At 71.2% G+C, this 25,259-nt stretch carries 21 protein-coding genes; 6 read left to right on the top strand and 15 right to left on the bottom strand.

The window, feature by feature from the left end; translation table 11 throughout:
• Positions 1 to 91: 91 nt before the first annotated feature.
• The gene (locus BDW27_RS23520) at positions 92 to 1,315 is read right to left on the bottom strand and encodes an LPXTG cell wall anchor domain-containing protein (RefSeq protein WP_233515896.1); all 1,224 of its coding nucleotides are present in this window, start codon (positions 1,313 to 1,315) and stop codon (positions 92 to 94) included.
• Positions 1,316 to 1,977: 662 nt separating this feature from the next.
• Between BDW27_RS23520 and BDW27_RS23515 the strand changes: the two genes are divergently transcribed.
• The 3 genes from BDW27_RS23515 (at position 1,978) to BDW27_RS23505 (ending at position 4,185) form a co-directional block, all read left to right on the top strand.
• Positions 1,978 to 2,664, top strand: coding sequence for a DivIVA domain-containing protein (locus BDW27_RS23515; RefSeq protein WP_110051774.1), 687 nt, complete (start codon positions 1,978 to 1,980; stop codon positions 2,662 to 2,664).
• A 117-nt stretch (positions 2,665 to 2,781) separates the two neighbouring features.
• On the top strand, positions 2,782 to 3,708 hold the full coding sequence (locus BDW27_RS23510; protein ID WP_110051772.1) for a M48 family metallopeptidase: 927 nt from the start codon (positions 2,782 to 2,784) through the stop codon (positions 3,706 to 3,708).
• Between the two features lie 216 nt (positions 3,709 to 3,924).
• Positions 3,925 to 4,185 carry a DUF6504 family protein gene (locus BDW27_RS23505; RefSeq protein WP_017544232.1) on the top strand — a complete coding sequence of 87 codons (261 nt, stop codon included), beginning with the start codon at positions 3,925 to 3,927 and terminating at the stop codon, positions 4,183 to 4,185.
• A gap of 278 nt (positions 4,186 to 4,463) precedes the next feature.
• Here BDW27_RS23505 and BDW27_RS23500 read toward each other — a convergent pair whose 3' ends face one another.
• Positions 4,464 to 4,934, bottom strand: coding sequence for an NUDIX domain-containing protein (locus BDW27_RS23500; protein WP_110051771.1), 471 nt, complete (start codon positions 4,932 to 4,934; stop codon positions 4,464 to 4,466).
• A 39-nt stretch (positions 4,935 to 4,973) separates the two neighbouring features.
• Complete coding sequence (locus BDW27_RS23495; protein WP_199560749.1) at positions 4,974 to 5,555, bottom strand: GNAT family N-acetyltransferase; 582 nt, start codon at positions 5,553 to 5,555, stop codon at positions 4,974 to 4,976.
• Between the two features lie 58 nt (positions 5,556 to 5,613).
• On the opposite strand from BDW27_RS23495, the gene BDW27_RS23490 reads away from it, so the two are divergent.
• On the top strand, positions 5,614 to 6,846 hold the full coding sequence (locus BDW27_RS23490; RefSeq protein WP_110051769.1) for an ROK family transcriptional regulator: 1,233 nt from the start codon (positions 5,614 to 5,616) through the stop codon (positions 6,844 to 6,846).
• Between the two features lie 276 nt (positions 6,847 to 7,122).
• Positions 7,123 to 8,280 (top strand): xylose isomerase, encoded by a 1,158-nt coding sequence (gene xylA / locus BDW27_RS23485; protein ID WP_110051767.1) that lies wholly within the window; start codon positions 7,123 to 7,125, stop codon positions 8,278 to 8,280.
• Between the two features lie 76 nt (positions 8,281 to 8,356).
• Here the strand turns inward: xylA and BDW27_RS23480 are convergent, their stop codons facing one another.
• The 6 genes from BDW27_RS23480 to BDW27_RS23455 all read right to left on the bottom strand — a co-directional run bounded on the left by BDW27_RS23480 (position 8,357) and on the right by BDW27_RS23455 (position 15,952).
• Positions 8,357 to 9,034, bottom strand: coding sequence for a hypothetical protein (locus BDW27_RS23480; RefSeq protein ID WP_110051765.1), 678 nt, complete (start codon positions 9,032 to 9,034; stop codon positions 8,357 to 8,359).
• 26 nt (positions 9,035 to 9,060) lie between these two features.
• The gene (locus BDW27_RS23475) at positions 9,061 to 9,636 is read right to left on the bottom strand and encodes a hypothetical protein (RefSeq protein ID WP_146223296.1); all 576 of its coding nucleotides are present in this window, start codon (positions 9,634 to 9,636) and stop codon (positions 9,061 to 9,063) included.
• 302 nt (positions 9,637 to 9,938) lie between these two features.
• Positions 9,939 to 10,310: an STAS domain-containing protein gene (locus BDW27_RS23470; protein ID WP_017544239.1), complete on the bottom strand. Its 372-nt coding sequence runs from the start codon at positions 10,308 to 10,310 to the stop codon at positions 9,939 to 9,941.
• A 309-nt stretch (positions 10,311 to 10,619) separates the two neighbouring features.
• Positions 10,620 to 11,684 (bottom strand): methylmalonyl Co-A mutase-associated GTPase MeaB, encoded by a 1,065-nt coding sequence (meaB, locus tag BDW27_RS23465; RefSeq protein WP_110051762.1) that lies wholly within the window; start codon positions 11,682 to 11,684, stop codon positions 10,620 to 10,622.
• Between the two features lie 69 nt (positions 11,685 to 11,753).
• Positions 11,754 to 13,991: a methylmalonyl-CoA mutase gene (scpA, locus tag BDW27_RS23460; protein WP_110051760.1), complete on the bottom strand. Its 2,238-nt coding sequence runs from the start codon at positions 13,989 to 13,991 to the stop codon at positions 11,754 to 11,756.
• A complete protein-coding gene (locus BDW27_RS23455; RefSeq protein ID WP_110051759.1) occupies positions 13,988 to 15,952 on the bottom strand; it encodes a methylmalonyl-CoA mutase family protein in 1,965 nt (654 codons plus the stop codon). Before BDW27_RS23455 ends, scpA begins: the two co-directional genes overlap by 4 nt.
• Before the next feature lie 227 nt (positions 15,953 to 16,179).
• On the opposite strand from BDW27_RS23455, the gene BDW27_RS23450 reads away from it, so the two are divergent.
• A complete protein-coding gene (locus BDW27_RS23450) occupies positions 16,180 to 16,854 on the top strand; it encodes a hypothetical protein (protein ID WP_110051757.1) in 675 nt (224 codons plus the stop codon).
• A gap of 81 nt (positions 16,855 to 16,935) precedes the next feature.
• Here BDW27_RS23450 and BDW27_RS23445 read toward each other — a convergent pair whose 3' ends face one another.
• The 6 genes from BDW27_RS23445 to BDW27_RS23420 form a co-directional block, all read right to left on the bottom strand.
• The gene (locus tag BDW27_RS23445) at positions 16,936 to 17,337 is read right to left on the bottom strand and encodes a hypothetical protein (RefSeq protein WP_017544244.1); all 402 of its coding nucleotides are present in this window, start codon (positions 17,335 to 17,337) and stop codon (positions 16,936 to 16,938) included.
• A gap of 11 nt (positions 17,338 to 17,348) precedes the next feature.
• A complete protein-coding gene (locus BDW27_RS23440; protein WP_110051755.1) occupies positions 17,349 to 18,989 on the bottom strand; it encodes a serine/threonine-protein kinase in 1,641 nt (546 codons plus the stop codon).
• Positions 18,990 to 19,156: 167 nt separating this feature from the next.
• Positions 19,157 to 23,557 carry an FtsK/SpoIIIE domain-containing protein gene (locus tag BDW27_RS23435; RefSeq protein WP_110051754.1) on the bottom strand — a complete coding sequence of 1,467 codons (4,401 nt, stop codon included), beginning with the start codon at positions 23,555 to 23,557 and terminating at the stop codon, positions 19,157 to 19,159.
• A gap of 203 nt (positions 23,558 to 23,760) precedes the next feature.
• Positions 23,761 to 24,057: a WXG100 family type VII secretion target gene (locus tag BDW27_RS23430; protein WP_017544247.1), complete on the bottom strand. Its 297-nt coding sequence runs from the start codon at positions 24,055 to 24,057 to the stop codon at positions 23,761 to 23,763.
• Between the two features lie 142 nt (positions 24,058 to 24,199).
• Positions 24,200 to 24,853 carry a hypothetical protein gene (locus BDW27_RS23425; RefSeq protein WP_017544248.1) on the bottom strand — a complete coding sequence of 218 codons (654 nt, stop codon included), beginning with the start codon at positions 24,851 to 24,853 and terminating at the stop codon, positions 24,200 to 24,202.
• 48 nt (positions 24,854 to 24,901) lie between these two features.
• Positions 24,902 to 25,249 (bottom strand): hypothetical protein, encoded by a 348-nt coding sequence (locus BDW27_RS23420; protein WP_110051752.1) that lies wholly within the window; start codon positions 25,247 to 25,249, stop codon positions 24,902 to 24,904.
• Positions 25,250 to 25,259: the final 10 nt, after the last annotated feature.

The following is a 25,259-nucleotide window of genomic DNA, read 5'->3' as shown; positions in this document are numbered from 1 at the left end:
GATCTGGCACAACTGGCTGATCGGCGCCCCGGTCAAGCGGTCGCTGATCGCTTACGACCACTGACCAGGGCACACATTTCACATCAACGATCTAGCCCTCGTTGGTCTCGGGGGCCTCTTCACCGCTCTTCTTCTTGCGACGCGCCAGGTAGGCGGCGGCGCCACCACCGGCGGCGATCGCGGCACCGGCCGCGATCAGACCGGCGATCGGCGAACCGGTCTTGGCCAGGGGCTGGGCGTCCTTGGCTTCCGTCTTCGGGACGGTGTCGGCGTCGCGCTCCTTGACCGGCGGGTTCTTGGCGTCGTCGTCGCCACCGTCGTCGCCGCCACCGTCGACCGAGCCGGTGGTGATGCCCGCGGCGCTCTCGGCGATCAGGAAGCCGGAGACGATCTCGTCGCCGACGCTGAAGGTGATGTACATGTCGGTGACGGCGTCGTTCCAGACGAACCCGGCGTCCTCGGTCTCGTAGACACCGCTGACGGGCTCGAGCGACACCTGGAGCTCGACGGTCTCGTCCTCGACCTGGGCCTGGAGCGTGGACGCGCCGAGGACCCCGGCGTCGAAGCCGTGGTTGACCGAGCCGTCCCAGCCCTGGCTGGTGGAGACGCTCGCGCCGTTGATGGTGGCCTCGAGCAGGATCTCGCTGCCGTTGTCGACCAGTTCGGAGTTCTCCTCGTCGAGCTCGATGACGTCGGCGGAGGCCGTGGTGTTCTCGTTGTCCTCGTCGTCGTCACCGTCCTCGGCGGGGTCTGCGGGCTCGTCGGACGGCTGATCGGTGGGCTGCTCGGTCGGCTCATCCGCGGGCTGGTCGGTGCCGCCGTGGTCCGGGACGTCGGTGTCACCCTCACCGTCACCGGCGTCCGGGGTGTCGTCACCCTCGGGGGCGTCGTCGTCGCCCTCGTCGTCGGCGTCCTCGTCGTCCTCGGAGTCCTCGTCCTCGTCCGGGGTCTCCTCGTCCTCGTCCGAGTCGTCCTCGGGGTCGAGGATGCCGGGGAGGTCGGCCTCGGTGATGACGATGCGAGCGGTGTCCACGACGGCGGTACCGGTGGCCCCGCTGGAGTTCACGGTGGCGGTGGTGGTGCCCTCAACAGTCAGCCAGCTGCCGATGGCGCCGCTGAAGGAGTCCGAGACCGTCTGGTCCTTGGTGATGTAGGTCTGCGTGGGGCTGGAGGCGCCGAGGGCCGAGGCGTAGCCCCACCCGTAGGTGTCGGCGTGGGCGGGCGAGGCGGCGGCCAGGGTGAGGGCGCCCAGCGCGGCGAACGCGGCACCGCCCTGGAGCACGCGGCGCGCGGAGATTCGAGAAGCGTTCTTCAAGATCAATCCTCGTTTGGATCGTCCAGGCCCACATGGGTTGGGGCCAGGCCTGGTCTGGGCTTCCACCGCCGGAACACAAAGGCGGGAAGTCTCGGAACGCGGAATCACGGACCAGGGTCGAATGGGGGACGGCCAAGGCACACAGAAGCCTTTGACCTGCGAAAACAGAGAGCGTGCACGGTTTCGGCCCGCAGAGGGCAAGAGCCGGAAGAACCGGCCGAGTGGCTTTCCATTCCCTACGGAGACAATACAGTCACCACAAAGATCAAATGCATGATCACTGATCTCAAAAGGGTCACGATGAATCTCCGAACGCACTGAGTAATCAGTGTCGACAATTCCAGTAATTCTTTTTGATTCCGGTAAACCTTCACCGGAGTGGGGCGTCTTACAAGGAAGACGCGCCCGGGAGGACACCTGGTCAGGGCCGGAGTCCACGTCCGCACCCGGCCAGAACCACCGGTCGTATGGCATGCGCCACGTCCCCTCGGCATAATGCGAGCCATGAGTTCCCCCAGCCCTCGCGCACCCGCCGTTCGAGTCGCCGAGCGGCGGAGAACGCCTGCGGGCCGCCGCCCGCCGAACACCGGCGTCCGATCCGGCGACCCCGAACGCACACGCGGACGCTTGATACCGCACCTACGAACCTCGTGAACTGCACAATGGGGACCATGCCTCTGACACCGGCGGACATCCGCAACAAGAAGTTCCACACGGTGCGTCTGCGCCCGGGCTACAACGAGGAGGACGTCGACGCGCTTCTCGACCGGATCGAGGCGACCCTGGTGGCACTGGAGGGCGGTCCGCGTACGGGACCGCTGCTCACCGCGGACGAGATCCGCAACTCCCGGTTCCGCACCACCCGGATGAGCCCCGGCTACCGCGAGGACGAGGTGGACGACTTCCTCGACCTCGTCGTCGCCGACCTCGCCGGGCGCGGTCTGGGCCAGCCCGCGTCGCCGCCTCCCCTGCCTCCGCACCCGGGGCAGGCCGACCCCGGACAGCCCCCCGGCCAGGGCCAGGGGCAGGGCTACGCGGGCCCGAACCGGACCGACCCGCAATCCGGCGGCCCGGAGATGGCCCCCCGGGACATCAGGGAGAAGCGCTTCGCCACCACCCGGCTGACCACCGGCTACAACGAGCAGGAGGTGGACGACTTCCTGGACCGCGCCGAGTACAGCCTGGAGGTCCTCCTCCAGGGGAGACCGGACCGGGCCACGCTCACCTCCGCCGAGGTGGAGCGGGTCCAGTTCGCCACCACACGTGCCCGCCCCGGTTACGACCCGGCGCAGGTGGACCAGTTCCTGGACGAGCTCGCCGAGGAGTTCCGCCGCCACGAGCGCTCCTGAGCCCGGACACGCCGCCTCCGCCACACCACACAAAGGAAAGCGCAAAGTAATATTTGTGCACAGGGAGTAGTCATTCCCTGTCAAGGGCGGCCCGAGGGGAGCAGTATGCGACATTCCATGCCGTCTTGGGGTAGCTCCCCGACGAGCGCGGTCCAGGGGATTCCAGGCTGCACCACCATCCCCGGACCGTGGCCCGCGCACCGGCCCTCCCCGCACGGGCACGCGGGCGACCCGTATCCGACCGACGCCGACACCGACGAGGAGGTCGTCCCGGCTTCGGCGCACCCCTGGGAGAGACCGCTGCTCGCGCTCAGCGTGATGGTGACGCTGGCCCTGGCGATGGTGCTGTTGAGGCTGGTGTGGTCGGTGTCGGCTTCCCTGCTGTGGACGGTGCTGGCGCTGGCCGCGGTGCTGTTCGTGTGCTGGTCGGCACGTGGTCTCCGGTACGCCCGTGAGCGCGCGGAGTCGGTACGGATGTCGCCCACCCAGTTCCCCGAGGCGTACCGGGTGGTGGTGTCGCTGGCGCAGGAGATGGGTCTGGCCCGCCCCCCGGAGGCGTACGTCCGCCCCGGACCGGTCTCGGCTCACGCCGACGCCGCCGCCCACGGCCTCCGGCGCTACCTGGTGCTGCCGGACGCCCTGCTCGACGACAGGGGCCTCCCGCGCGACCGGGAGGCCCTCGCCTTCCTCGTCGCCCACCAAATGGGTCACCTCGCCGCCGGGCACGCGGGTTACTGGAGGCGGGTGGCCACCCTCGGCGCGGACCTGGTCCCCGGCCTGGGCTCGGCGCTGTCCCGGGCCTGCGAGTACACGGCCGACAACCACGCGCACGCGCACGTTCCCGAGGGGGCCCACTCGGTGCGGCTCTTCGCCGGCGGCCCCACCCTGTACACGCGGGTGAACCTGGGCGAGATGGCCGCCCGCGCGCGCACGGACCGGGACTGCTCGCTGATGCTCTACCACCTGCTCTCGCGACGCCCCAGCAACACCCGCAGAATGGCCGCCCTGCGCGACCGCGACCGCCGCGGCCGGGTGTTCCTCTAGGAGCCGCCCCTGGCAGCCCTCACGGGCGCCACCGCCGTGAACGGCCGGAGTAGCGGGGTCGCCCGACGGCGCCGAGAGGACACTCCCCCACTGGAGGCGTTGGCGCGCGGCGATCGCGCCACAGGGCCCCGACCAGGGGGTTCTCCACGAAAAGCGACCCGTGCCACCTCCCGAAGACTTGACTCGTTCGAACACCTGTTCGATACAGTGTCCCTTGTGAGTCTCCTGAACGACCAGATCGACGTCCGTTCCACCGACCGTGGACACCCCGCCAAGTTCACCTGGCGCGGCCACACCTTCCGCGTGCGCCGGATCATCGGCGACTGGCCCGCCCGGCCCGGGGCCCCGGGTGTACCGGCCACCCACATCCACCTGCTCCGCGTCTCGGCGGAGTCCGAGACCGGGCACCCCAGCATCATCGACATCTCCCGGGACGCCGCCTCGGACCGCTGGACCATGCGGCGCCAGTGGGGCTGACGGGCGCTCCGGGTGGGGCACCAACCGGGCCGCCCTGATCCGCGCGCCCAGGCTGCCGCGCTCAGATCAGTGGGTCGGTGCCGAAGAGCTCCAGCTCACGGCCGAGCCTGCGGTGGTCGTGCTGTGCGGTCATCTCGTTCCTCCCGGTGTGGGACGAGTGAACGCAGGACGAAGGCCCCGGGGCACTCGCCCCGGGGCCTGTCGAAAACTCGGTTCAGCGCGCCGGGACTGGTTCCGGCGTCGTCGTCACTGCGGCGCGCTGCATGTCGGTCACCGTATCAGCGCTCGTAGTACGGTTCACCGTCGTCGCCACGGGCCCAGCGGACCCGTTCCAGGATGCGTTCGGCCATGGGCGGCATCTCGGACTCGGCGAACCAGTCCACGTCCAGGCTCTCGTCACCGTCGACCCGGGGCCTCCCGCCGACCGGACGGCACCGGAAGGCGAGGTCGAGGAACTGCACACGGTCGCCGTTGGGGTAGGTGTGCGGTTCCTGACCGATCACGGTGACCAGTCGGTCCACCTCGACCCGCACACCGGTCTCCTCCCACACCTCGCGGACCACCGCCTGGGCGGGCTGCTCCCCCGGTTCGAGGATGCCGCCGGGGGTGGCCCAGCGCCCGTCGTCGGAACGCTGGTGCAGGAGCACGCGCCCCTCGTCGTCGAGCACCACACCGGTCACCCCCACCAGGGGCAGGAGGGAGTGGCCGACGTGCTCGCGCAGTTGGGTGACGAAGTCCGGAACGGGCATGGCACCGACACTAACGCCGAACCGGGCGGGTCCGGCTGATCAACCACGCCCACGGCGGAGTTCGGCGTACTCGTGGTCCAGGACCGACATCAGGACCGCGTCGTGCCAGGCGCCGTCCCAGCGCAGGTGCTCACGCCACACTCCCTCGCGGACGAAACCCGACCTGGCGTAGGAGCGCTCGGCGCGGGTGTTGAAGGCGAACACCTCCAGGGCCACACGGTGCAGACCGGCGGTCTCGAAGGCGTACTCCAGGACCAGGTCGGTGGTCTCCGTTCCGAAGCTCTGGCCGGTGACCGCCATGGAGCCGAGGGCGATCCGGTAGTGCGCCTCCGCGTTGTCCGGGTCCAGGTCGATGAGCGCGCACTCCCCGAGGACCGCGCCGTCCGCCCGCGCGCGAATCACCCAGTCGGCCCGGTCGTGTCGGTGCTCGCGCGCCGTGAACAGTCGGAGCAGCTCCTCGGCGTCGAACTCCCGGTGGGTGCCGGTGAGCCTGCGGACCTCCGGGTCCATGTCCACCAGGCCGGGGATGATCTCGTGCGCGTTGGCGGCGCCGAGCGGTTCGAGCCGGACCCGGTCACCGAGGAGGGAGGGCTGGTCGCGGAAGACGTCGGGAGGCACCATGATGGGAATCCAACCAGCGCCCCCACACGCGGGCAACGGGTTTTCGACGGGGGGTACGGTGGCGGCCGGTACGGGCACGGCGGGTCTGCACACCATCCGCGAGAACAACCTCCGGGCCGTGCTGCGGACCGTCCGCGCGCTCTCCCCGTGCTCGCGCGCCGCCGTCGCCACTGCCACAGGATTGAACAAGACCACCGTGTCCAGCCTGGTCGCCGACCTCATGGACCGTGGCCTGGTCAGGGAGACCGGGCAGACCCCGCAGGGGCGGGTGGGCCGCCCCGGTGTCCTGCTGGCCCTGGACGACCGCTCCGTGGCCGCGGTCGGCGTGGAGGTCAACGTCGACTACCTCTCGGTGGTGGCCGTGGACCTGGTCCACCGGGAACTGGTGCGAGGGCACGTGCCGCTGGACGCCCGTTCCGCCGGGGCACACGCCTGCGCGGACCGGATCGCGACCGCCCTGCGCGAGGTCACCGAGGAACCCGCGCTGAAGGGCCGCACGGTGGTCGGGGTGAGCGTCGCGGTGCCCGGGCTGATCGACGCCCCCTCGGGCACGGTGACACGGGCACCCAACCTGGACTGGCGGGACGTCCCCCTCCGCGACCTCCTACGCACCAGGTTGGAGGGTTCGACTCTGGCGGAGGCCACCGTCCTGGTCGACAACGACGCCAACCTCGGCGCCATGGCCGAGTACCGGTTCGGTTCCCTGGCCGGTCTCGGCGACCTCGTGTACGTGACCGGTGAGGTGGGGATCGGCGCGGGCGTGCTGACCGGGGGCGAGCTGCTGAGGGGAGCGGGCGGCTTCGCCGGGGAGATCGGCCATCTGGAGCTGACCGCCGACGGCCCGGAGTGCTCCTGCGGGCGACGGGGCTGCCTTGAGGCGTTGGCCGGGATCGGGGCGATCCTGCGCGCCGCCCTGCCCGACCTGGTCGGGGACCTCCCCCTGAGCGGCGGGGACGTCGCGGACCTGGTGGACACCGTGGTGGCCCGCGCGTCGGCGGCCGACCCGACCGCCGTCGAGGCCCTGGAACGGGCCGGAACCTGGTTGGGACGCGGGGTGGCGACCCTGGTGAACGTGGTCAACCCCGGGGCCGTGGTGGTGGGCGGGTACTTCGTGCCGATGGCCCCGTGGCTGCTCCCCGCCTGCCGCGCACAGGCCCGGGACCGGTCCTTCGCCCCCGAGGCGGGCGGGTGCCGGGTGGAGCCCTCCGACCTCGGCATGAGCGCCGCCTCGCGGGGTGGCGCCGCCGTGATGATCCACGGCCTGGACGCGGGTGACCTGCCGCTGCCGTAGGCGGAGGCGCGGGGGCGTTCGGGGCCCCTCCCCTGCGGGCTCCCGGCCTGGTCGCTTCGCTGGAGCCCGACCGGATCGTGCTGTGCCCCGACCTCCACCACGACGCTCGCTGGCCCGTTGGACGGTCGGAGATCCACCGCCGACGATCCGGGCCGACCTCGACCAGGCGTGCGCGACACACGGGCTGGACGAAACGACCCGTTGACAATTAGTTGTGACTCTAGACAAACTGGCCGAGTCCGATGCCCTCCACGGACCGACCCCCCAGGAGCACACATGACCGACCTCCGCCCCACACCCGAGGACCGCTTCACCTTCGGCCTGTGGACCGTGGGCTGGCGCGGCGTCAACACCTTCGGCGACCCGGTCCGCCCGGTCCTCGACCCGGTGGACGCCGTGCACCGCCTCGCGGACCTCGGCGCCTACGGCATCACCTTCCACGACGACGACCTCGTCCCGCCTGGCAGCACCTCCGGAGAACGGGACGAGATCCTCCGGCGCTTCCGGGGAGCGCTCGACGAGACCGGGCTGCGGGTGCCGATGGTCACCACCAACCTGTTCAGCCACCCGGTCTTCCGGGACGGCGGATTCACCTCCAACAGCCGGGACGTGCGCCGCTACGCGCTGCGCAAGGTCATCCGCAACATCGACCTCGCGGCCTCGCTGGGCGCGCGGACCTTCGTGTGCTGGGGCGGCCAGGACGGCGCCGAGACCGAGGCGGGCAAGGACCACCGCGCGGCCCTGGACCGCCTGCGCGAGGCCTTCGACCTCCTGTGCTCGTACGTGCTGGAACAGGGGTACGACCTGCGCTTCGCCATCGAGCCCAAGCCCAACGAGCCGCGCGGCGACGTGCTGCTGCCCACGGTCGGCCACGCCCTCGCCTTCATCGAACGGCTGGCCCACCCGGAGATGGTGGGGGTCAACCCGGAGGTCGGCCACGAGCAGATGGCCGGTCTGAACTTCGCGCACGGGGTCGCCCAGGCGCTGTGGGCGGACAAGCTCTTCCACATCGACCTCAACGGACAGCGCGGCGTCAAGTACGACCAGGACCTGCGCTTCGGCGCGGGCGACGTCAAGGAGGCCTTCTTCCTCGTCGACCTGCTGGAGCGGTCCGGGTACGAGGGTCCGCGGCACTTCGACTTCAAGCCGCCCCGCACCGAGGACGTGTCCGGGGTGTGGGAGTCGGCGGCTGGCTGCATGCGCAACTACCTGATCCTCAAGGAGAGGGCCACCGCCTTCCGCGCCGACCCGGAGGTGGCCGCCGCGCTGGCCGAGTCCCGGGTCGCCGAACTGTCCGAACCCACGCTCTCGCACGGGGAGAGCGTGAAGGACCTGCTCGGGGAGGAGCTGGACCTGGAGGCGGTGGGGCCGCGCGGGTACCACTTCGAGCGGCTGGACCAGCTCGCCCTGGACCACCTCTTCGGCGTGCGCTGACAGGGGGCGCCCCCGGCGGGCGGGGGGACGTTCGCCGGGGGCGCGGGGGGCTCGGAGTCATCCGAGCGGTCTCAGATCAGCCGCCGACAGTCCCCGGGGCCTCGTCCTGGACGGCGGCGCGCTCGTCGTAGAGCCGCGCGAAGTCCCGCGCCCGCTGGCGGTAGCGCTTCGTCCAGGGTCCGAGGAAGAGCAGGTACGCGACGAACAGCAGGGTGAACGCCGCGGTGAAGAAGAAGTCGCGATCCATGCCGCTGAGCAGGTAGTTCATGATCGTCAGCGCACCGAACATCACCATTCCGACCCCGCTCAGCACGTTGACGGTCTTCGGGGAGTTGATCTTCGCCTCCGCCTGGGCGGCGACCACCCGCGCGATCCGGTTGACCTCGTCCCGCTCGTGGAGACCGCCACGGCGCAGCTGACGCTTGGCCTCCAGCAGGTCCACCGGGTCGGTGTCCGGATGCAGGGTCGAGGTGCCGAGGGTCCGGCGCAGGAACTTGGGCATCAGCCACACCATCAGGGCACCGATGACCACGACGGGGGCTGCCGCACCGAGGAGGACCGGGACGAACGCCGTCCAGTCGTCGAGCAGGATCACGCAGAGGACGAGTGGCGGGAGCAGCGCCAGGAGAAGGACGACCGACATGGCCCTGACGGCGTAGGCACGCGGGTTGTTCTGCGCGTAGACCTGCATCTGACCGAACAGGGCCCTGGGATGTCGGCGAGCGGACCGGGGGTAAGTCGTGTGCTCGTTCATGCCGAACCCACTACCCGGAATTCCCGTTACCATTCCGAGACCCCCTTGGTGGGGCCCCGATGGCTGACCGCCGCGCGCCTCGCGGCGGCGAACGCCTCGACCACGGCCCTGGCTCTCCGCTTGGACTTGATCTCCTCGGGAACGGCCAGGGTCACCAGGACCACCGCGAAGACGCCCACCGCGAGGAAGAACGTGGACGCGGCGCCCCAGAAGCCGAGGGAGGCGTACCGGTCGAGGGCCAGGAACAGGTTGAACCCGGCCAGGACGCACAGTCCCAGCGTCATCGGCCACATCCGCTGGCCCCGGACCTGGGCGGCCAGAGCCGCGGCGATCCGGTCGACGGCGGGGACGCCGGTCAGCGTTCCCGAGCGGAGTACCCTTCTCGCGGCGCGCAGGTCGGCGGGACGGGTGTCAGCGGGGAGTTCGACCCTGGACGGTGCCAGGTTCAGGAGAGCGGTGAGCCCGACCACGAAGAGCGGGAGGACCACGACCCCTCCGAACAGGGCCAGGGTGATGCGAGCGGCCGCGGGGAGATCGAGGGTGAAGACGAAGCCCAGGAGGGCGGTCAGGAGAAAGAGCAGCGCGAAGCTGATCCCGGCCACACGTAGGGCGTGACGCGGATCGTTCAGGGCGCGGACCTGGAAGCGGAGGGGGTCGAGGAGCCGACGGGGGGACCTGGGGGAGGGATGTGCGTCGTTGATGGCTCCATTGTCCCCCAGAGAACGGGGACGCACGGAGTTGTCCACAGGGCGATGACACCGCACCGCTTCGGGGCGGTCATGGCCGGGCGACACCCGATCCTCTCCGGGCAGGGCACCGCGCCTGCCGGAGGAGGGCACGGGAGAGGAGGGGCGTCAGCGGCTGTCACGGTCCCGGGAGGGGATCCACGGAACCCTCTGGACCACTAACCGGCCTGGCGTTTGGCCTCCAGGGCCTCCATCGCCGCGACGGCGGTGGCGACGGTCTGGTGGACCGGAACCTGCCGGTGCAGGCCGACCAGTCGGACGACCTTGGTGACGCGTTCGTTCAAAGCCGCCAGAGACAGGGAACCGTCCAGCTCACGGACGTTCCGATAGGCGTTGATGATGACGTTCAGCCCGCTGGAGTCCATGAAGTCCAGGGCGGACAGATCCAGGATCAGCCACGGACCGTGGTCCTCGATCGCGGTCTTGATGTGTTCCTGGAGGTCGGCGGCGGTCGCGATGTCGAGTTCTCCCTCGATCGCGACGATGACGCTGCGGCTCTCGAACCGCGTGCTCAGTCCAAGCCTGTGCACGTTCACTCCTCCCGGCCCCACGTTCAGATGGTGAGGGGTCCCTCGCTTAACCATACGCAGCCCGACCGGGAACGACTACCGGTCCCGGCTCCACTCCCACAGAGCCGGTCCGGTGAGGGGAGACACTTGCGCGCCCGAGCGGCCTGGTAAGTCGTTGGACACACACGGTATAAGCGAACCGCTCCCACGGGAATGGCATCGGGGAAGAAATTTTCGCCTCAGGGGCAAGAACCCCCTCCCCCGACGGCGATACCTCCCGTTCACCCTGGGTCATATCACGACATGGAACCCGGTCCTGCTTCGTGCCCGTCAGGCGTCGTCACCGTCATTCGAGGGCCGGTCACGGCCGGTTCGCCCCTCCGAGTCGTCGTCACCCTGAGTGAAGGAGTCCAGCAGGGACCGCGCGGCCAGGGTGGCGGTGGTCTCACCCGAACGCACCCGCGACTCCATCGTGGGGATGAGGTCGGCCACATCCGCGTCCCGCAGGAACGTGTCCATGAGCTGGTCCCGCACCTGGTCCCACATCCAGCTCACGCCCTGGGCGCTGCGACGGTCGGCGAGGGCTCCGTCGCGCTCCAGCACGCGCCGGTGTTCGAGCACGGTCTCCCACACCTCGTCCAGCCCGTCGCCGGTCAGTCCGCTGCACGTCAGCACCGGTGGGCGCCACTCGGGGTGGACCGGCTGGAGCAGGCGCAGGGCGCGGGAGAGCTCCCGGCCGGCCTTGCGGGCGTCGTCGGCGTGCGGGCCGTCGGCCTTGTTGACCGCGACCACGTCCACGAGTTCCAGGACGCCCTTCTTGATGCCCTGGAGCTGGTCACCGGTGCGGGCCAGCGTGAGGAACAGGAAGCAGTCCACCATGGCGGCGACGGTGACCTCGGACTGGCCCACCCCCACGGTCTCGACCAGGACCACGTCGAACCCGGCCGCCTCCATGAGCAGCATGGTCTCCCTGGTCGCGCGTGCCACTCCGCCGAGGGTGCCCGCCGTGGGAGAGGGCCGGATGAAGGCGTCGGGGTCCACCGCGAGGTCGGCCATGCGGGTCTTGTCGCCCAGGATGCTGCCGCCGGTGCGGGTGGAGGACGGGTCGACCGCGAGCACGGCCACCCGGTGTCCGCGCGAGGTGAGCCGGGTGCCGAGCGCGTCGATGAAGGTCGACTTGCCCACGCCGGGCACCCCGGTGATGCCCACCCGCTGGGCCTTGCCCGTGTGCGGAAGCAGGCGCACCAACAGCTCCTGCGCGGCGCGCGCGTGGTCCGGGCGGCGCGACTCCACGAGGGTGATCGCCCTGGCCAGGGTGGGCCGGTGCCCGGACAGCACCCCCTCCGCCAGGGCGTCCACGTCCACCGGACGCCTCCCGCGCACTGCCACGTCCACTCCCCCTCCCGGCCGGAACTCGACCGCTCGCACTCCGGCCGGGCCGCTGCGGCCCGCCGCGCTGAACAGCTACCCCCGGCGCCCCGCGCCCTCCGGGTCCAGCCGATCCTCCAGCTGGTCGAGGAGGTCGATCGCGGCCTCCGCGATCACCGTTCCGGGCGGGAAGATCGCCGACGCCCCGGCGGCGCGGAGATCGTCGAAGTCGCCGGGCGGGATCACCCCGCCCACCACGATCATGATGTCCTCGCGGTCGAGGGCGGCCAGTTCCTCGCGCAGCGCTGGCACCAGGGTGAGGTGTCCGGCGGCCAGGGAGGAGACGCCGACCACGTGTACGTCGGCCTCCACCGCCTGGACGGCGACCTCCGCCGGGGTCTGGAACAGCGGGCCCACGTCCACGTCGAAGCCGAGGTCGGCGAAGGCGGTCGCGATCACCTTCTGCCCCCGGTCGTGGCCGTCCTGGCCCATCTTCGCCACGAGGATGCGGGGACGGCGTCCCTCGGCCTCGGCGAACTCGTCGACCCGGGCGGTCACCCGATCCATCAGTCCGGCCGCGTCGGAGCTACCGGCCGCCTCGTTCCTGTACACACCCTGAATCGTACGGATCTGGCCGGAGTGGCGGTTGAAGACCTTCTCCATCGCGTCGGAGATCTCCCCGACCGTCGCCTTCGCGCGGGCCGCGTCGACGGCGGCCGCGAGCAGGTTGTTCGTGAGGGACTCGTCCGCCCTGGACTCCCGTCCCGCCGCCTCGGTGAGGGCGTCCAGAGCCGCGAGCACCTCCTGGTCGTCGCGCTCCTCGCGCAGGCGCCGGAGCTTGTCCAGCTGCTCGGTGCGGACCCTGGAGTTCTCGACCTTGAGGACGTCGATCTCGTCCGCCGTGTCGGGCCGGTACTTGTTGACCCCGATCACCGGCTGCCGCCCCGAGTCGATGCGCGCCTGGGTTCGGGCGGCCGCCTCCTCGATGCGCATCTTGGGCAGCCCGGCGTCGATCGCGGCGGCCATGCCCCCGGCCTTCTCGACCTCCTGGATGTGCGCCCACGCCTTCTCCGCGAGCTGCTGGGTGAGCCTCTCCACGTAGTAGCTGCCGCCCCAGGGGTCCACCACGCGGGTGGTGCCCGACTCCTGCTGCAACAGCAACTGGGTGTTGCGGGCGATGCGCGCGGAGAAGTCCGTGGGCAGGGCGAGCGCCTCGTCCAGGGCGTTGGTGTGCAGCGACTGCGTGTGGCCCTGGGTGGCGGCCATGGCCTCCACGCAGGTGCGCGCGACGTTGTTGAACACGTCCTGCGCGGTGAGGGACCAGCCGGAGGTCTGGGAGTGGGTGCGCAGGCTCAGTGACTTGTCCTTGGCCGCACCCAGGTCCTTGACCAGGCGGGCCCACAGCAGGCGGGCCGCGCGCAGCTTGGCGACCTCCATGAAGAAGTTCATCCCGATCGCCCAGAAGAACGACAGCCGGGGTGCGAACGCGTCCACGTCCAACCCGGACTTCTGACCCGCCCGGATGTACTCCACCCCGTCGGCGAGGGTGTACGCCAGCTCCAGGTCAGCCGTGGCCCCGGCCTCCTGCATGTGGTAGCCGGAGATGGAGATGGAGTTGAAGCGCGGCATCCGCTGCGAGGTGAAGGCGAAGATGTCGGAGATGATCCGCATCGACGGCTGCGGCGGATAGATGTAGGTGTTGCGGACCATGAACTCCTTGAGGATGTCGTTCTGGATGGTCCCCGACAGCTTCTCGGGGGACACACCCTGCTCCTCGGCGGCGACGATGTACAGCGCCAGGACGGGCAGCACCGCGCCGTTCATGGTCATGGACACGCTCATCCGGTCCAACGGGATGCCGTCGAACAGCTGCCGCATGTCGTAGATGGAGTCGATGGCCACGCCCGCCATGCCGACGTCGCCGGCGACCCGGGGGTGGTCGGAGTCGTAGCCGCGGTGGGTGGCCAGGTCGAAGGCGACCGAGAGGCCCTTCTGCCCGGCGGCGAGGTTGCGGCGGTAGAAGGCGTTGGACTCCTGGGCGGTGGAGAAGCCCGCGTACTGGCGGATGGTCCACGGCTGGTTCACGTACATGGTCGGGTAGGGCCCGCGCAGGTACGGCGGGACGCCCGGGAGGCCGTCCACGAAGTCCAGGCCCTCGCGGTCGGCGGGCGTGTAGAGCGGTCTGACCCCGATGCCCTCGGGGGTCTCCCACTCCAAGGCGTCCGCGGCCTTGCCGGTGGTGTCCTCCAGGGCGCGCCGCCAGTCGGCCGCGCCCTGGTCGGCGCCGGTGAAGGCGGGGAGACGGGGGTCGACGGTGGAGAAGTCGGGGATCATGCCCTCGCCCCCTGGGTGGAGTCGTTCGCGGCGGTCGGCGGGTCGGTGAGGATCACGTCGACCAGGTCGGTGAGCAGGGCGACGGCGTCACAGCCCTTGTGGGCGAAGGCGTCCACCCCGGCCTCCCGGTAGGAGTCGCGCGGTGTCCCGGCGAGCAGGACGCGGCGGGCCCCGACCCCCTTGAGCGCGCGCGCGACGTCCTCGGCGTGTTCACCGTAGAGCCGGTCCGAGGAGCAGATCACCGCGACCCGGCTGCCGGAGTCCGCGAAGGCGCGCGCGGCCGAGGCCGCGTCGTCGATCGGCCCCGGGTCCTCGGCCTCGATGCCCCCGGCGGCGAGGAGGTTGGTGGTGAAGGAGGCGCGCGCGGTGTGCGCGGCGACGGGCCCGAGGGTGACCAGGAACGCGCCGGGACGGTGGCCAGTCGCGGCGGTGTGGGCGTCGGAGCGGTCGCGCAGGCTCTCGTAGTCCTGGGCGTAGCGGCGGACCGGGAAGCCTCTGTGGTCCGGTGCGGGGCGGGCGGGGTCGGGGGCGCGGACCAGGGGCTTCTCGTGTGGGTCGGGAAACTCGCTGACCCCGGTGAGCGGCGCCGTGCGGCGGGCGAGGTCGTGGCGACGGCGTTCCCACACCTGGTCCACGGCCGTGCGGAGTTCCCCGTGCGCGATCGCCGCGCCGATGCCTCCGGCGCGCTCCAGTTCCTGGAAGAAGGCCCATCCGGCGCCGTAGAGGTCCCGGGTGAGGGCCTCGACGTAGAAGGAGCCCCCGGCCGGGTCGACGACCCGGGCGAGGTGCGACTCCTCGATGAGGAGCGACTGGGTGTTGCGCGCGATGCGGCGGGCGAAGTCGTCGGGCAGGCCCACGGCGGAGTCGAAGGGCGCGACGGTGACCGCGTCGGCACCGCCCACCCCGGCGGCGAAGCAGGCCACGGTGGTGCGGAGCATGTTCACATGCGGGTCGCGCCGGGTGAGCATGGCGTTCGAGGTGGTGGCGTGCAGGCTCATGCCACGCTGGTGGGCGGGCACCCCGGAGGCCTCCAGCACCTGGTTCCACATGGCGCGGACGGCGCGGAGCTTGGCGATGACGGAGAACTGGTCGGCGTTCGCGGCGAGCCGGAACTCGATCCGGCGGGCGGCGTCGGCCAGGTCCAGCCCGGCGTCGGTGAGGGCACGCAGGTAGGCGGTCCCGGCGGCGACGGCGGTACCGATCTCCTGGGCGTCGGAGCCGCCCGCGTCGTGGACGAGCGTGCCGTCGGCGACGAACAGGCCCAGCCCGGGGCGGTGGGCGGCGTGTTCCGCGGCGAAGCGGGCCGCGTCGGCCACGTCGGGGCGCTCACCGGTCAGGGCCGCCGTGCTCAACGGGTCCAGGCCGAGGTGGGAGATGACCCGGCCGTCGGGGACCTCGGCGTCGGCGTGCGCCCTGAGCAGGGCGGTGGCGGCGTCGAGTGCGTGGGGGCCGGGCGCGGACAGCACCACGGGGGCGAGGTCGAGGTAGACGTCGGCGAGGGCCTCACCCAGGCGGGAGAGGGGGACCCCGCCGGGCTCGGCGGCTTCGGGGCCGGTGTCGGCTCCCACGGCCACCCACAGCGAGCTCACACCGTTCATGAGGTCGTTGTGCATGCGGCGGCGCAGCTCGGCGGGGTCGGCGTCGGTGTGCCGGGCCCGGATGTCCCACCCTCCGGCCACGCCTCCGCCCGGTCGGTAGCCGCGCGTGAAGGGTGCCAGCCCGGGATAGCCGGGGTCCGCGGCGGGCGGGTCGGAGGTGTAGAGGGGTTGGATGTCGAACCCGTCGTAGCCGCGCGTGGCCAGGACGGACTCGGGGGTGTCGGCGAGCCGTTCCTCCGCGACGCCGCTCTTGCGCAGCACTCCGGCGACGAGTTCGCGCCACCGCTCACGTGTGGCCGCCGGGAAGCCCTCGGCCAGGTTGGGGGCCGCGGTACCGGCGGCCCCGCTCTCAGGGACGTCCATACTTCGAGATGGTAGAGAACCGCGTTCGGTTCCGGCGAGCCGGGGTGTGGTGCTCGGCACAGGTTCGACCTCCCCCGTTCTGACCTGCGGGTTGGCCAACGCCAAACGCACGGGCCACATCAGCCCCAGAATATGACATACGCCACACATGGACCCGTTCCAGAACCAAAAGCCCCGGTCAGGGACCCAAGCGGATACCCCAACCCGCTCTCCCGACAGGATGTCCCATGCTGAACTCCACCCGCCGCCACCGTGTCGCCCTCGGCCTCGTCGCCGCCGGCTCCGCTCTCGCCCTCGCCGCCTGTGGCGGCGACGACCCCGAGCCCGCCCAGCCCGACACGGCCGCCGTCGAGGAGGTCGAGGAGGAGGCGGTCGAGGTGGACGCCTCCTCGTTCAACCAGGGCCCCATCCCCGACGAGGCACCCGAGATCGACCCGGAGACGGACCTGCCCGCCGAGCCCGACTCCTCCGCTCCCCTGGGGGACCGCATCGCCTGGGAGGCCCTGGAGCGGATCTCCACCTTCGCCTCCGTGACCGATCCCGACGCCACCTCCACCTGCCCCGAGATCGCCGGTGAGGAGGGGGAGTCCGTCACCTGCACGGTGACCTTCCTGGACGAGGAGTTCGAGTACTCGATCGACATCAGTTCCTCGGGCATCCTGATCAACTACGAGTGGGACATGCCCGAGGGGCCGCTCGTTCGCGAGGTCGTCGAGGACAGCCTCCGGGTGAGCGCCGAGTCCGAGCTCGTGCTCTGCGACATGGACTCCGACGTCGAGCGCGGTGAGACCGGCGGCGAGGCTCCCTTCCTGTGCCAGAGCCTGGACGAGGAGACCGGTGACGTCACCGAGTGGGAGGTCAGCATCTCCCAGTACGGCTCCTTCTCGTTCTACCGGGTCTGACCCGGGCACCCCGGAGTGCCGGGAACGTACGAGGACCCCGCCGAACAGTGTGTGCGGCGGGGTCCTCGTACGTTCTCGGGGTCAGCCGCAGTTGGTGCCGTTGCGCACGACCCACTCGCCGCCGATCGAACCGCCCCAGTCCACGCAGTGACCCGCGGCGTCCAGGTACACCGGACCGGCGTAGGTGGTGAAGCTGCCCGGGTCGGTCTTCCAGGAGGTGGAGTCGGAGCGCTTGAGGGACGCGTCCATGTTCATCGCGGAACCGGGGCTGGACCGGGTCACGACGACGCAGTTCCTGCCGTTGGAGTTGTTGTAGGCCAGGTGGACCGTGCCCCCGGGGACGGAGGCCGAGTTCACCACCCCGTACCCGCTCCCGCACTCCCCGCTGTAGGAGGCGGCGGAGGCCGGGGCCGGGCTGGCGAGGGCCGCGACCAGGACGACGGTGAGCCCGCAGGAGATCCGGCGGGTGAGAGACTTCAGCACTTGTGCTCCTCCTACCAGGGCGGGGTTCCGCTACCGCTGGTCTTGTGGTGCTCCACGAGTCGGGTGATGGTGACGGTGCCGCCGCTCTCGGTGTAGGTGACCTCGGCCGAGACCGTGCGGCTTCCGGAGTTGACGTAGCCGGTCAGGGCGCCGGGGCTGGAGGAGACCGTTCCGGCGGCGCCGTCGGCCACTCCGCCTCCCTCCTCCTGGCAGAAGCTCCACGCGCACACCACCGTGGCGCCGTCGACCACCGCGTACTGGCCGGATCCGCCCGCGGGCTGGAAGGCCACCACGTGGTCACCGGCCGGGCGCGATCCCGAGGCGCTCACCCCGGCGCCGACCGTGGCCATGGTGGTGGTCGAACCACCGTCCTCCTCGCCCTCGTCGCCAGCGTCGTCCTCGTCGTCCTCGCCGCCGGCCTCCTCCGAGGGCTCGTCCGAGGGCGAGGCCTCCTCCGTGGGCTCCTTGCCGACCGGGCCGGGACGCCTCTGCTCTTCGTCGGAGCTCTCCTTCGCGGTGTCCCCGCCCTCGTCGTCCTCGCCTCCGGAGAACCACGCGGCGACGGGCAGGGAGTCCCAGTTGTTGGCCAGGGCCACACCCCCGATCCCGAGTCCGGCGATCAGCAGAAGGGCACCCAGGACCGCGCCGGCCAAGGCCAGGGCCCTGCCAGCGCCCGCGCCCCCGGCCGTCTTCACCGCGAATTCGCGTTCGGGTGCGGTCTGCACGCCGTGCCAGTTGTTGTCGACCAGGGCGCCCATCACGCTGCCAGCGGCCTCGGCCGAGGCCACCGGCGCGAAGGACCGTCCGGGGTGGGTCACGGACACCATCTCCGAGACCAGTTGCAGGGCCGTCGGCCGCTGGGCGCCCTCCTTCTGGAGCGCTTGCCGCGCGAGGTCGGCCAGCGGACCGGTGAACCCCTCGGTGTCCGGTTCCCCGCTGATCACCCGGTGGGCGATGGCGGCCGGGTCCCCGCTGCCGAAGGGCGGCCGTCCGGTGGCCGCGTAGGTCACCAGGGCGCCCCAGGCGAAGATGTCGTCGGCGGTGCTGGCGGGCTTGCCCTGGTAGTGGTCGGGGCTGATCCACCCGGGCGAGCCCATGACCGATCCGGTCCGGGTGAGCGCGGTCTGGTCCACGGCCCGGGCCACTCCGAAGTCGAGGACGCGGGGGCCCTCGGGCGACAGGACGATGTTGGCGGGCTTGAGGTCGCGGTGCGCGATACCCGCCTCGTGGATCTGGGCCAGTGCCTCGGCGACCCCCGCCGCGAGGCCGATCAGCAGCTGTTCGTCAAGGGCTCCGTGCTTGCGCATGTAAGCGCTGAGCGTCATGCCCCGCACCAACGGGGTGACCAGCCAGGGCCGCTCGGCCCCGGTGTCGGCGTCCAGCAGGGGCACCGCGCACGCGCCGCCCACCCTGCGGAGCAGGTCGACCTCACGTGTGAAGCGCGCCCGGAACTCCTCGTCCGCCGCGTACTCGGGGTGGATGAGTTTGACCGCGACCAGCTCGCCGCTGGCGGTCCGGGCCGCGTACACGACGCCCATGCCCCCCGCCCCCAGGCGTTTGAGGGGCTGGTAGGGGCCGATCCTCGCGGGGTCGGTGGAGGTCAGGTCGGTGGCGGTGACGGGAAGTGAGACGGCTGAGGGGGTTGGGTTCACTGGGAACAGATCCTGATCGGCATACGGGTGGGACGGTTGACTCTGGCAGCGGGGTCAGGCGCCCACCGAGAACAGGGAGGACAAGTGGGACCAAGGGGAGTAGGTGGATACTAGCGCCTCAAACCTCGCGCACAAGGTATCTGTCGTCACACCCCGGCTCCGGCGGGTCACGGCATCGGCACCCTCACCTGCTGGACCCTGCCGTCACCCAGGTGCAGGTAGGCGGTCCCCGGGGTGAGCCTCGGGCTGGACACCCCCTTGGGCAGGCGTAGTCCCAGGACCTCGCCGTCGGCCTGGCTCTGCGGAGAGAGCAGCGCACCGATCCGGTTGCGCTTGAGGTGGACGTGCCAGCCGTTGAAGCCGCCCTGGAGCGCCTCGTTGGTACCCGCCGCGACGATGCCCCAGCCCGCGCCCACCATGCCGCGTGCGATCCGCGTGAACTCCTTGCCGAGGTCGCTCTGGAGCAGCAGTTCGGCGTCGTCGATCACCACGACCGCCGTGTCCGCCTCGAAGCGCCCGAGCGCCTCGTGCAGCTGCGACAGCCTCGGTTCGGCGGCGTCGATGACGGCCCGCACCCCGCGCTCGTTGCGCAGGTCGGCCAGGCGTGATCCCCTCGGGGTCACGAGCAGCAGCTCCGTCCCTCCCTCCAGCAGGGACGCGGCCATGGTCGTGAGCATGCTGGACCGCCCGGACTGGGGCGGACCGCTCACGAGGAAGGTCGGGATCCGCGACAGGTCCGCGGTGACGGCGGTGAGTTCGTTGCCTCCGACCCCGATCAGGGCGTGCAGCGGGCGGGGAGGCCGGGTCCGGTAGCGGGACATGTCAGCGAAGGTCAGCTGGTCCGGCAGGACGTCGACGCGGAACGGCCGCGGGCCGACGCCGGGCTGGCGCTGGGAGACGAACTCGGCGATGCGCGCGAGCTCGGCGCCCTGGGCCGCGCCCTGCGGGTTCTTCGTCAGCAGCGCGATCTGGACCTCCAACGCGTCGCCCGCGCGGAAGGCCCGCCCGTCCGGGACCTCCTCGGGCAGCGCTCGGGCCTGGAGCCCGGCCGAACCGTAGTCTCCGCTGTCGTTGCAGCGCAGGACCAGCAGGTCCTCCGTGGTGGAGGAGTACTTCGTGCGCGTCAGCAGGCGGTCACCGGTGGCGACCACGTGGACGCCCACGCCCGCACCGTCCCTCATCAGGGTGGTGACGTCCTCGACCAGTGCGCCGTAGTTGTACTCGCCGAAGGCCTGCTCGAAGGCGTCCAGGCGGTCGATGAAGAGCACGATGTGGGCCGGTCGCTCCTGGCCCGGCAGCTTGGCCCGGAGCTCCTCCAGGTCGGCGCAGCCGTGCGCCGCGAGCAGCTTCTGCCGACGGTCCAGCTCCTCTCCGAGCAGCCCCAGCAGGCGCACGACACGGTCGCCCTGGGTGCGTTGGGCGACCGCCCCGCAGTGCGGCAGCCTCTCCATGGGCAGAAGGGCGCCGTTGCCGCAGTCCAGGCCGTACATGTGCACGTCGTCGGGGTGGTGGCCCAGTGCGAGGGAGGCGGCGAGGGTGCGCAGTGTCTGGGAGCGGCCGGTGCGGCCCGACCCCATGATGTGCAGGTGTCCGGTTCTGGCCAGGTCGAACGTGTACGGCATCTGGCGCTGCTGCGCCGGGACGTCGATGAGGCCGATCGGCACCGGGCGCACGACCCCGGGCTCCGCCTGCGGGGGCCGCCCCCGCAGGAGCGTCGACAGGGTCAGCGACGTGGGCAGCGCTTCCAGCCAGGGGCTCGGCTGGCGACGCGCGCCGACCTGCTCGGTGGCCTCCCGGACGGCCGCGACCAACGCCGTGAGGTCGGTGGCCTCCACGTCGCCGCTCTGCTGGCTCTCCTTGGCGGCGATCGGTGCGGGAAGTGCCAGGTCCGACCACTTCACCGCGTGGGCGACGGGGGCGGAGGCGTTCTCCACGGCCACGACCCTGCGGCCGCCCACCCGACCCGACTGGAACGGCAGGAGCGAGGCGTGGCCGAGCCGGGCGTAGGCGCGTCCGGGGGTGTCGATCCCGATGTGGGCGGACTCCGCGGCGTCGATGACGTCGCGGCTCTCGGTCTCGTCGGTCATCCGCAGCGCGATCCGCAGGTTGGTGTTGGCGCGGATGTCGTTGGTGACCACGCCGCCGGGACGCTGGGTGGCCAGCACCAGGTGGATGCCGAGCGAGCGGCCGCGCTGGGCGATGTTGACCAGGCCCTTGACGAAGTCCGGCAGCTCGCGCGCCATGGACGCGAACTCGTCGATGACCAGCATCAGCCGGGGCATCTGCGGCATGCGGGGGTCGCGGTCCAGGAGTTCGAGGTAGTCCTCGATGTCCTTCGCTCCGGCCTTGGCCAGGATGTGCTCGCGTCGGTGCAGCTCCGCGCCGAGCGAGACCAGGGCGCGTCCCACCAGGTGGGTGTCCAGGTCGGTGACCATGCCGACGGTGTGCGGCAGGTCCACGCAGTCCTTGAACGCGCTGCCGCCCTTGTAGTCGACCAGCACGAACGACATCGACTCGGGGCGGTTCACAGCCGCCAGCGACGCCACCAGTGTCTGGAGGAGTTCGGACTTGCCGGAACCCGTCGTGCCCGCGATGAGCGCGTGGGGGCCGTCCCGCCGGATGTCGACGGCGAAGGGGCCGTCCAGGCCGAGCCCGAGGGTGGCGACCGTGCTCCGCCCGCCGCTCGCCCAGTGGGCCGCGATGGCGTCGCCGTTGGGCGGTTCCAGGCCGATCACGTCGAGCAGGCGCGCGCTGCGCGGCAGGGACCCGCCGGACTCGCCGACGCTGCTGTCCCGCAGCGGGGCCAGGGCCCGTCCGAGCCGGTCCGCCCAGGCGGCGGAGGGGACGTCGGCGCGCACGTCCTCGACGTTGTCGAAGGAGGTCCGGCGCAGGCGCATCCCGTGCGGGGTGATGCTGACGACGGCCCGGCACTCCTCGGGGAGCAGCCGCTCCTCCGCGTCCAGGCACAGGACGTGGATGCCGACCTCGGGACCCTCACGCAGCAGCTGGACGACCCCGGGGAGCGAGCGGATCCGGCGGGCGCCGTCGAGGACGACCACGATCGCGGGCTCGTCGTCGACGGCTCCGCGCGTGGCCTTGCCCCTCGCCTCCAGGATCATCAGGAGTTCGGAGACGCGGCGGGCGCACGTGGTGGCGTCGATGCCGATCCGGCCCAGCGAGAGCTGGGGCAGGTCCCCGCGCAGGTGCGGCACGTAGCGGGTCCACCGCCAGCGGGTGTGGTCGCCCTCCATGGACAGCAGGTACAGCTGGAGCTCGGCGGGGCTGTGCAGGGCGACGAGCTGGGCGACCAGCCAGCGTTCCAGGGCGTGGGCGCCCTCGCCGGTCCCGGCCACGCCCACGACGCCGTTGTCCCTGACCGACACGCTCACCGGCACGTCCCGCATGTCCCAGGTGACCTCCTTGCGGTGGTCGTCCTTGGTGGGGTCCATGAGGACCACCTCGGAGGGGATGCTGCCGGTGCCCACGCGCAGCTGGGTGAAGTCCTCGTCGATCTTGCGGCGCTCCCACAGGCGGGAACGCGGGCCGGTGGACAGCAGCAGGACCGCCGCCGGGTCGGGACAGGTGTCGCGCAGGCGCCGCTGCGCGGAGACGAGGGCGTCACGGGCGTCCCTGGTGACCCGTTCCGTCTTCTCCTCGAACTCGCGCAGCTGCTTCTCGTAGCGGGCCTTGGTGGTCCTGCGCTGCATCAACTGCATGAACAGCACGGAGACGGGCGCCAGCAGACCGATGAGGAGCATCTGGGGGCGGTTCATGATGAGCGCGCCGCCGACCGCCATGGTGATCGGCATCAGGATCATCATGAGCAGCTGGGCGATCGGCTTGTCCGGCGGCTCGGGCGGGGTGGGCAGCTTGAACTTGGTCTTGGTGGGCGCGGGGTGCAGACGGGGCGGACGGTTGTAGTCCAGGCCGGTGCCGTCCTCGGAGGTGACGACGGAGGCGTCGGGCCGGTGGTTGGGCCACGCCTCGAAAAGGGTCCCGCCCAGGGTGAGCTGCTCCCCCTGCGGCCACGCGGTGTTCGGGGCGACCTCGTCGCGCTCCAGGTAGGTGCCCGGCCCGCTGCTGGTACCCGTGATGGTGACGGTGCCGTCAGGGGACACGCGGATCCGCGCCCAGTGGCCGTCCGCGTCGACGACGAGCACGGCGCTCTCGTGGTCGCCGACCACGTAGTCGCCCGGGTCGAGCCGGACGACCCGCCCGGCGTCGGGGCCGGAGACCACCCGGACCTCCACCACGCCCGGGGGTTCCGCCTTGACCTCGGCGGGTCCGCCCACACCGATGACCGACCCGTCCAGGATCCCGGCGTCAGCGAGGGACACGGACGGATCGACGCGCCGGTCACCGACGTAGAGCGGGACCTCCTGCCCGTCGACGCGCGGCATCGTCCGGACCACCGGGTCCACGACCTCGGTGAGCTGGCGCACCGTGGCGCTGGGGTCGGCGTCGACGAGCATGTCCAGCCGCAGGGGGGAGGAGGCGACGGGGCCGGAGCCGTTCGGTCCGTCCACGGACGGGCCGGTGGCTGGAGTCGCGGTGAAGAGAAGGCGCACGGTGGGGACTGCTTCCGGGTCTCTGCCGTCAGGGGCGGGTCACGTCTGCCGACGCGGCGGTCGGTGGGGTCCGCGCGTCGCGCCCCGCGCCCGCGCGGGAGCCGGAAGGGGGCGTGGGGTCCGGCGCGGGCGTGCGGGGCGGGGCTGCTCGGTGCGGGGCGGGAGCCCGCAAGGAGTGCGGGGGTCGGGGCGGCTCGGGGCCGTCAGCCCTTGAGGCCCTCGCCGAGCTTCTCGTCGGTCTCGCTGAAGGTGGTGCCGACCTGCTTGAGGTACTTGGCGATGCCCTCAAGGCCCTTGTTGACGTCCTCGAAGCCGCTGTTGAAGTCCTCGAAGAACGGGCGGAAGTGCTTCTCCGCGGCGGGGGTGCTGTAGCCGTCCGAGATCAGCGCGTCGACCTTGTTCTTGATGGACTGGAGACGCTCGGTGAACTCGTTGAACTCCTGGGTGAGGGAGCCCGAGGTCTCCTCTGTCTTGTCACTGTCGACGTTGTACGCGGGCATGTGTCTCTCCTCGTGTGTGTGCTCTCGGGGCGGCCGCGTCCGGCCGGGGTCCGGGAGCCCTTCTGTGCTCATTGTGGCTGATACGTGTTCGCGGGTGATGGTTCACCCCGGAACCCGCCGACCTGCACCGGTCGGCGCAGACTCAGGTGTCCTCGGCCGGGGGGACGTCGCGCTCCCAGAACCGAGCCGAGCCGGTGATCGCGTCGAAGAGGTCCAGGACCTCGTCGACCTCGCGGGAGTTGGGGCTGGTGCAGCTGACCAGGATCCGCTTGTCCAGGCCCGGGTACTCCATGGCCGTGTGCATGGCCACCGTGCGCAGGATCGCCTCGTCGGTGTCGTAGTCCGTGACACCGTAGATACGACCGCACTGCCCCAGCCCGGACTCGGTCAGGTCGACGACGGTCTTGTTCAGCCACGTCCCCTCGCGCGCCGTGGCCGAATCCTGGTAGACGTAGTCGACCAGGCGCAGCGGGTCGATGGCGTGCGGGCCCTTGCCCGCGGGGAAGGCGAACACGCAGACGGTCGCCATGAAGAACCCGTCGTCGTACTCCTCGAAGGTCCCGGCGGCCGAGATCAGCCCGGACCCGGTCGCCTCGTCGGTCACCCTGGACATGTCGGCGATCAGCTCGTTGAGCGCCTCCGCCTCCTCCGGCCGGTTCCCGTACGCCTCCAGGACCTTGGCGCGCATCTCGGCGAGCGAGTCGCCGGACAGGTCGTACTGCTTCCAGCCTTCCGGAAGCGCGTAGTCGAACAGGATGTCCCGCTTCGGGACGTCCTCCTCGAACAGGTAGGGCATGGCGGTCGGTTCTCCTCGTGCGGGCGGGTGTGGCTCTCCGCGGTCAGGCTAGACGGCGGACTGGTTGGGGTGACCGGGAGGCGGGGCGCCCTGCTCCTTGTCGGTCAGGCTCCTGCCCATCTCCTCGTCCGCCTCCTCGAAGGTCTCGATCACGGGGGTGAGTGCCTGGAGCAGGGCCCCGAGGTCCTCGGCCTGGCGCTCGTAGTTCTTCTTGCAGTCCTTGCCGTAGTCCTTGGCCTTGTCGACCAGGTTGCCCGGACCGATGTCCTCGGCCCGGTCCTCGGGGCTCCGGTAGGAATCGCCCTCCTCGGCTTCGGCGAAGGCGCTCTGGATCCTGCTGAGCGACCCCCGCATGTCGATCAGGGCGTCCGTGTCGATACTGACGATGGTGGCCATCCGACCCCCT

This window comes from Nocardiopsis sp. L17-MgMaSL7 (assembly GCF_003182025.1).
Lineage (GTDB): Bacteria > Actinomycetota > Actinomycetes > Streptosporangiales > Streptosporangiaceae > Nocardiopsis > Nocardiopsis prasina.
This window is presented reverse-complemented; position numbering and strand designations above follow the sequence as displayed.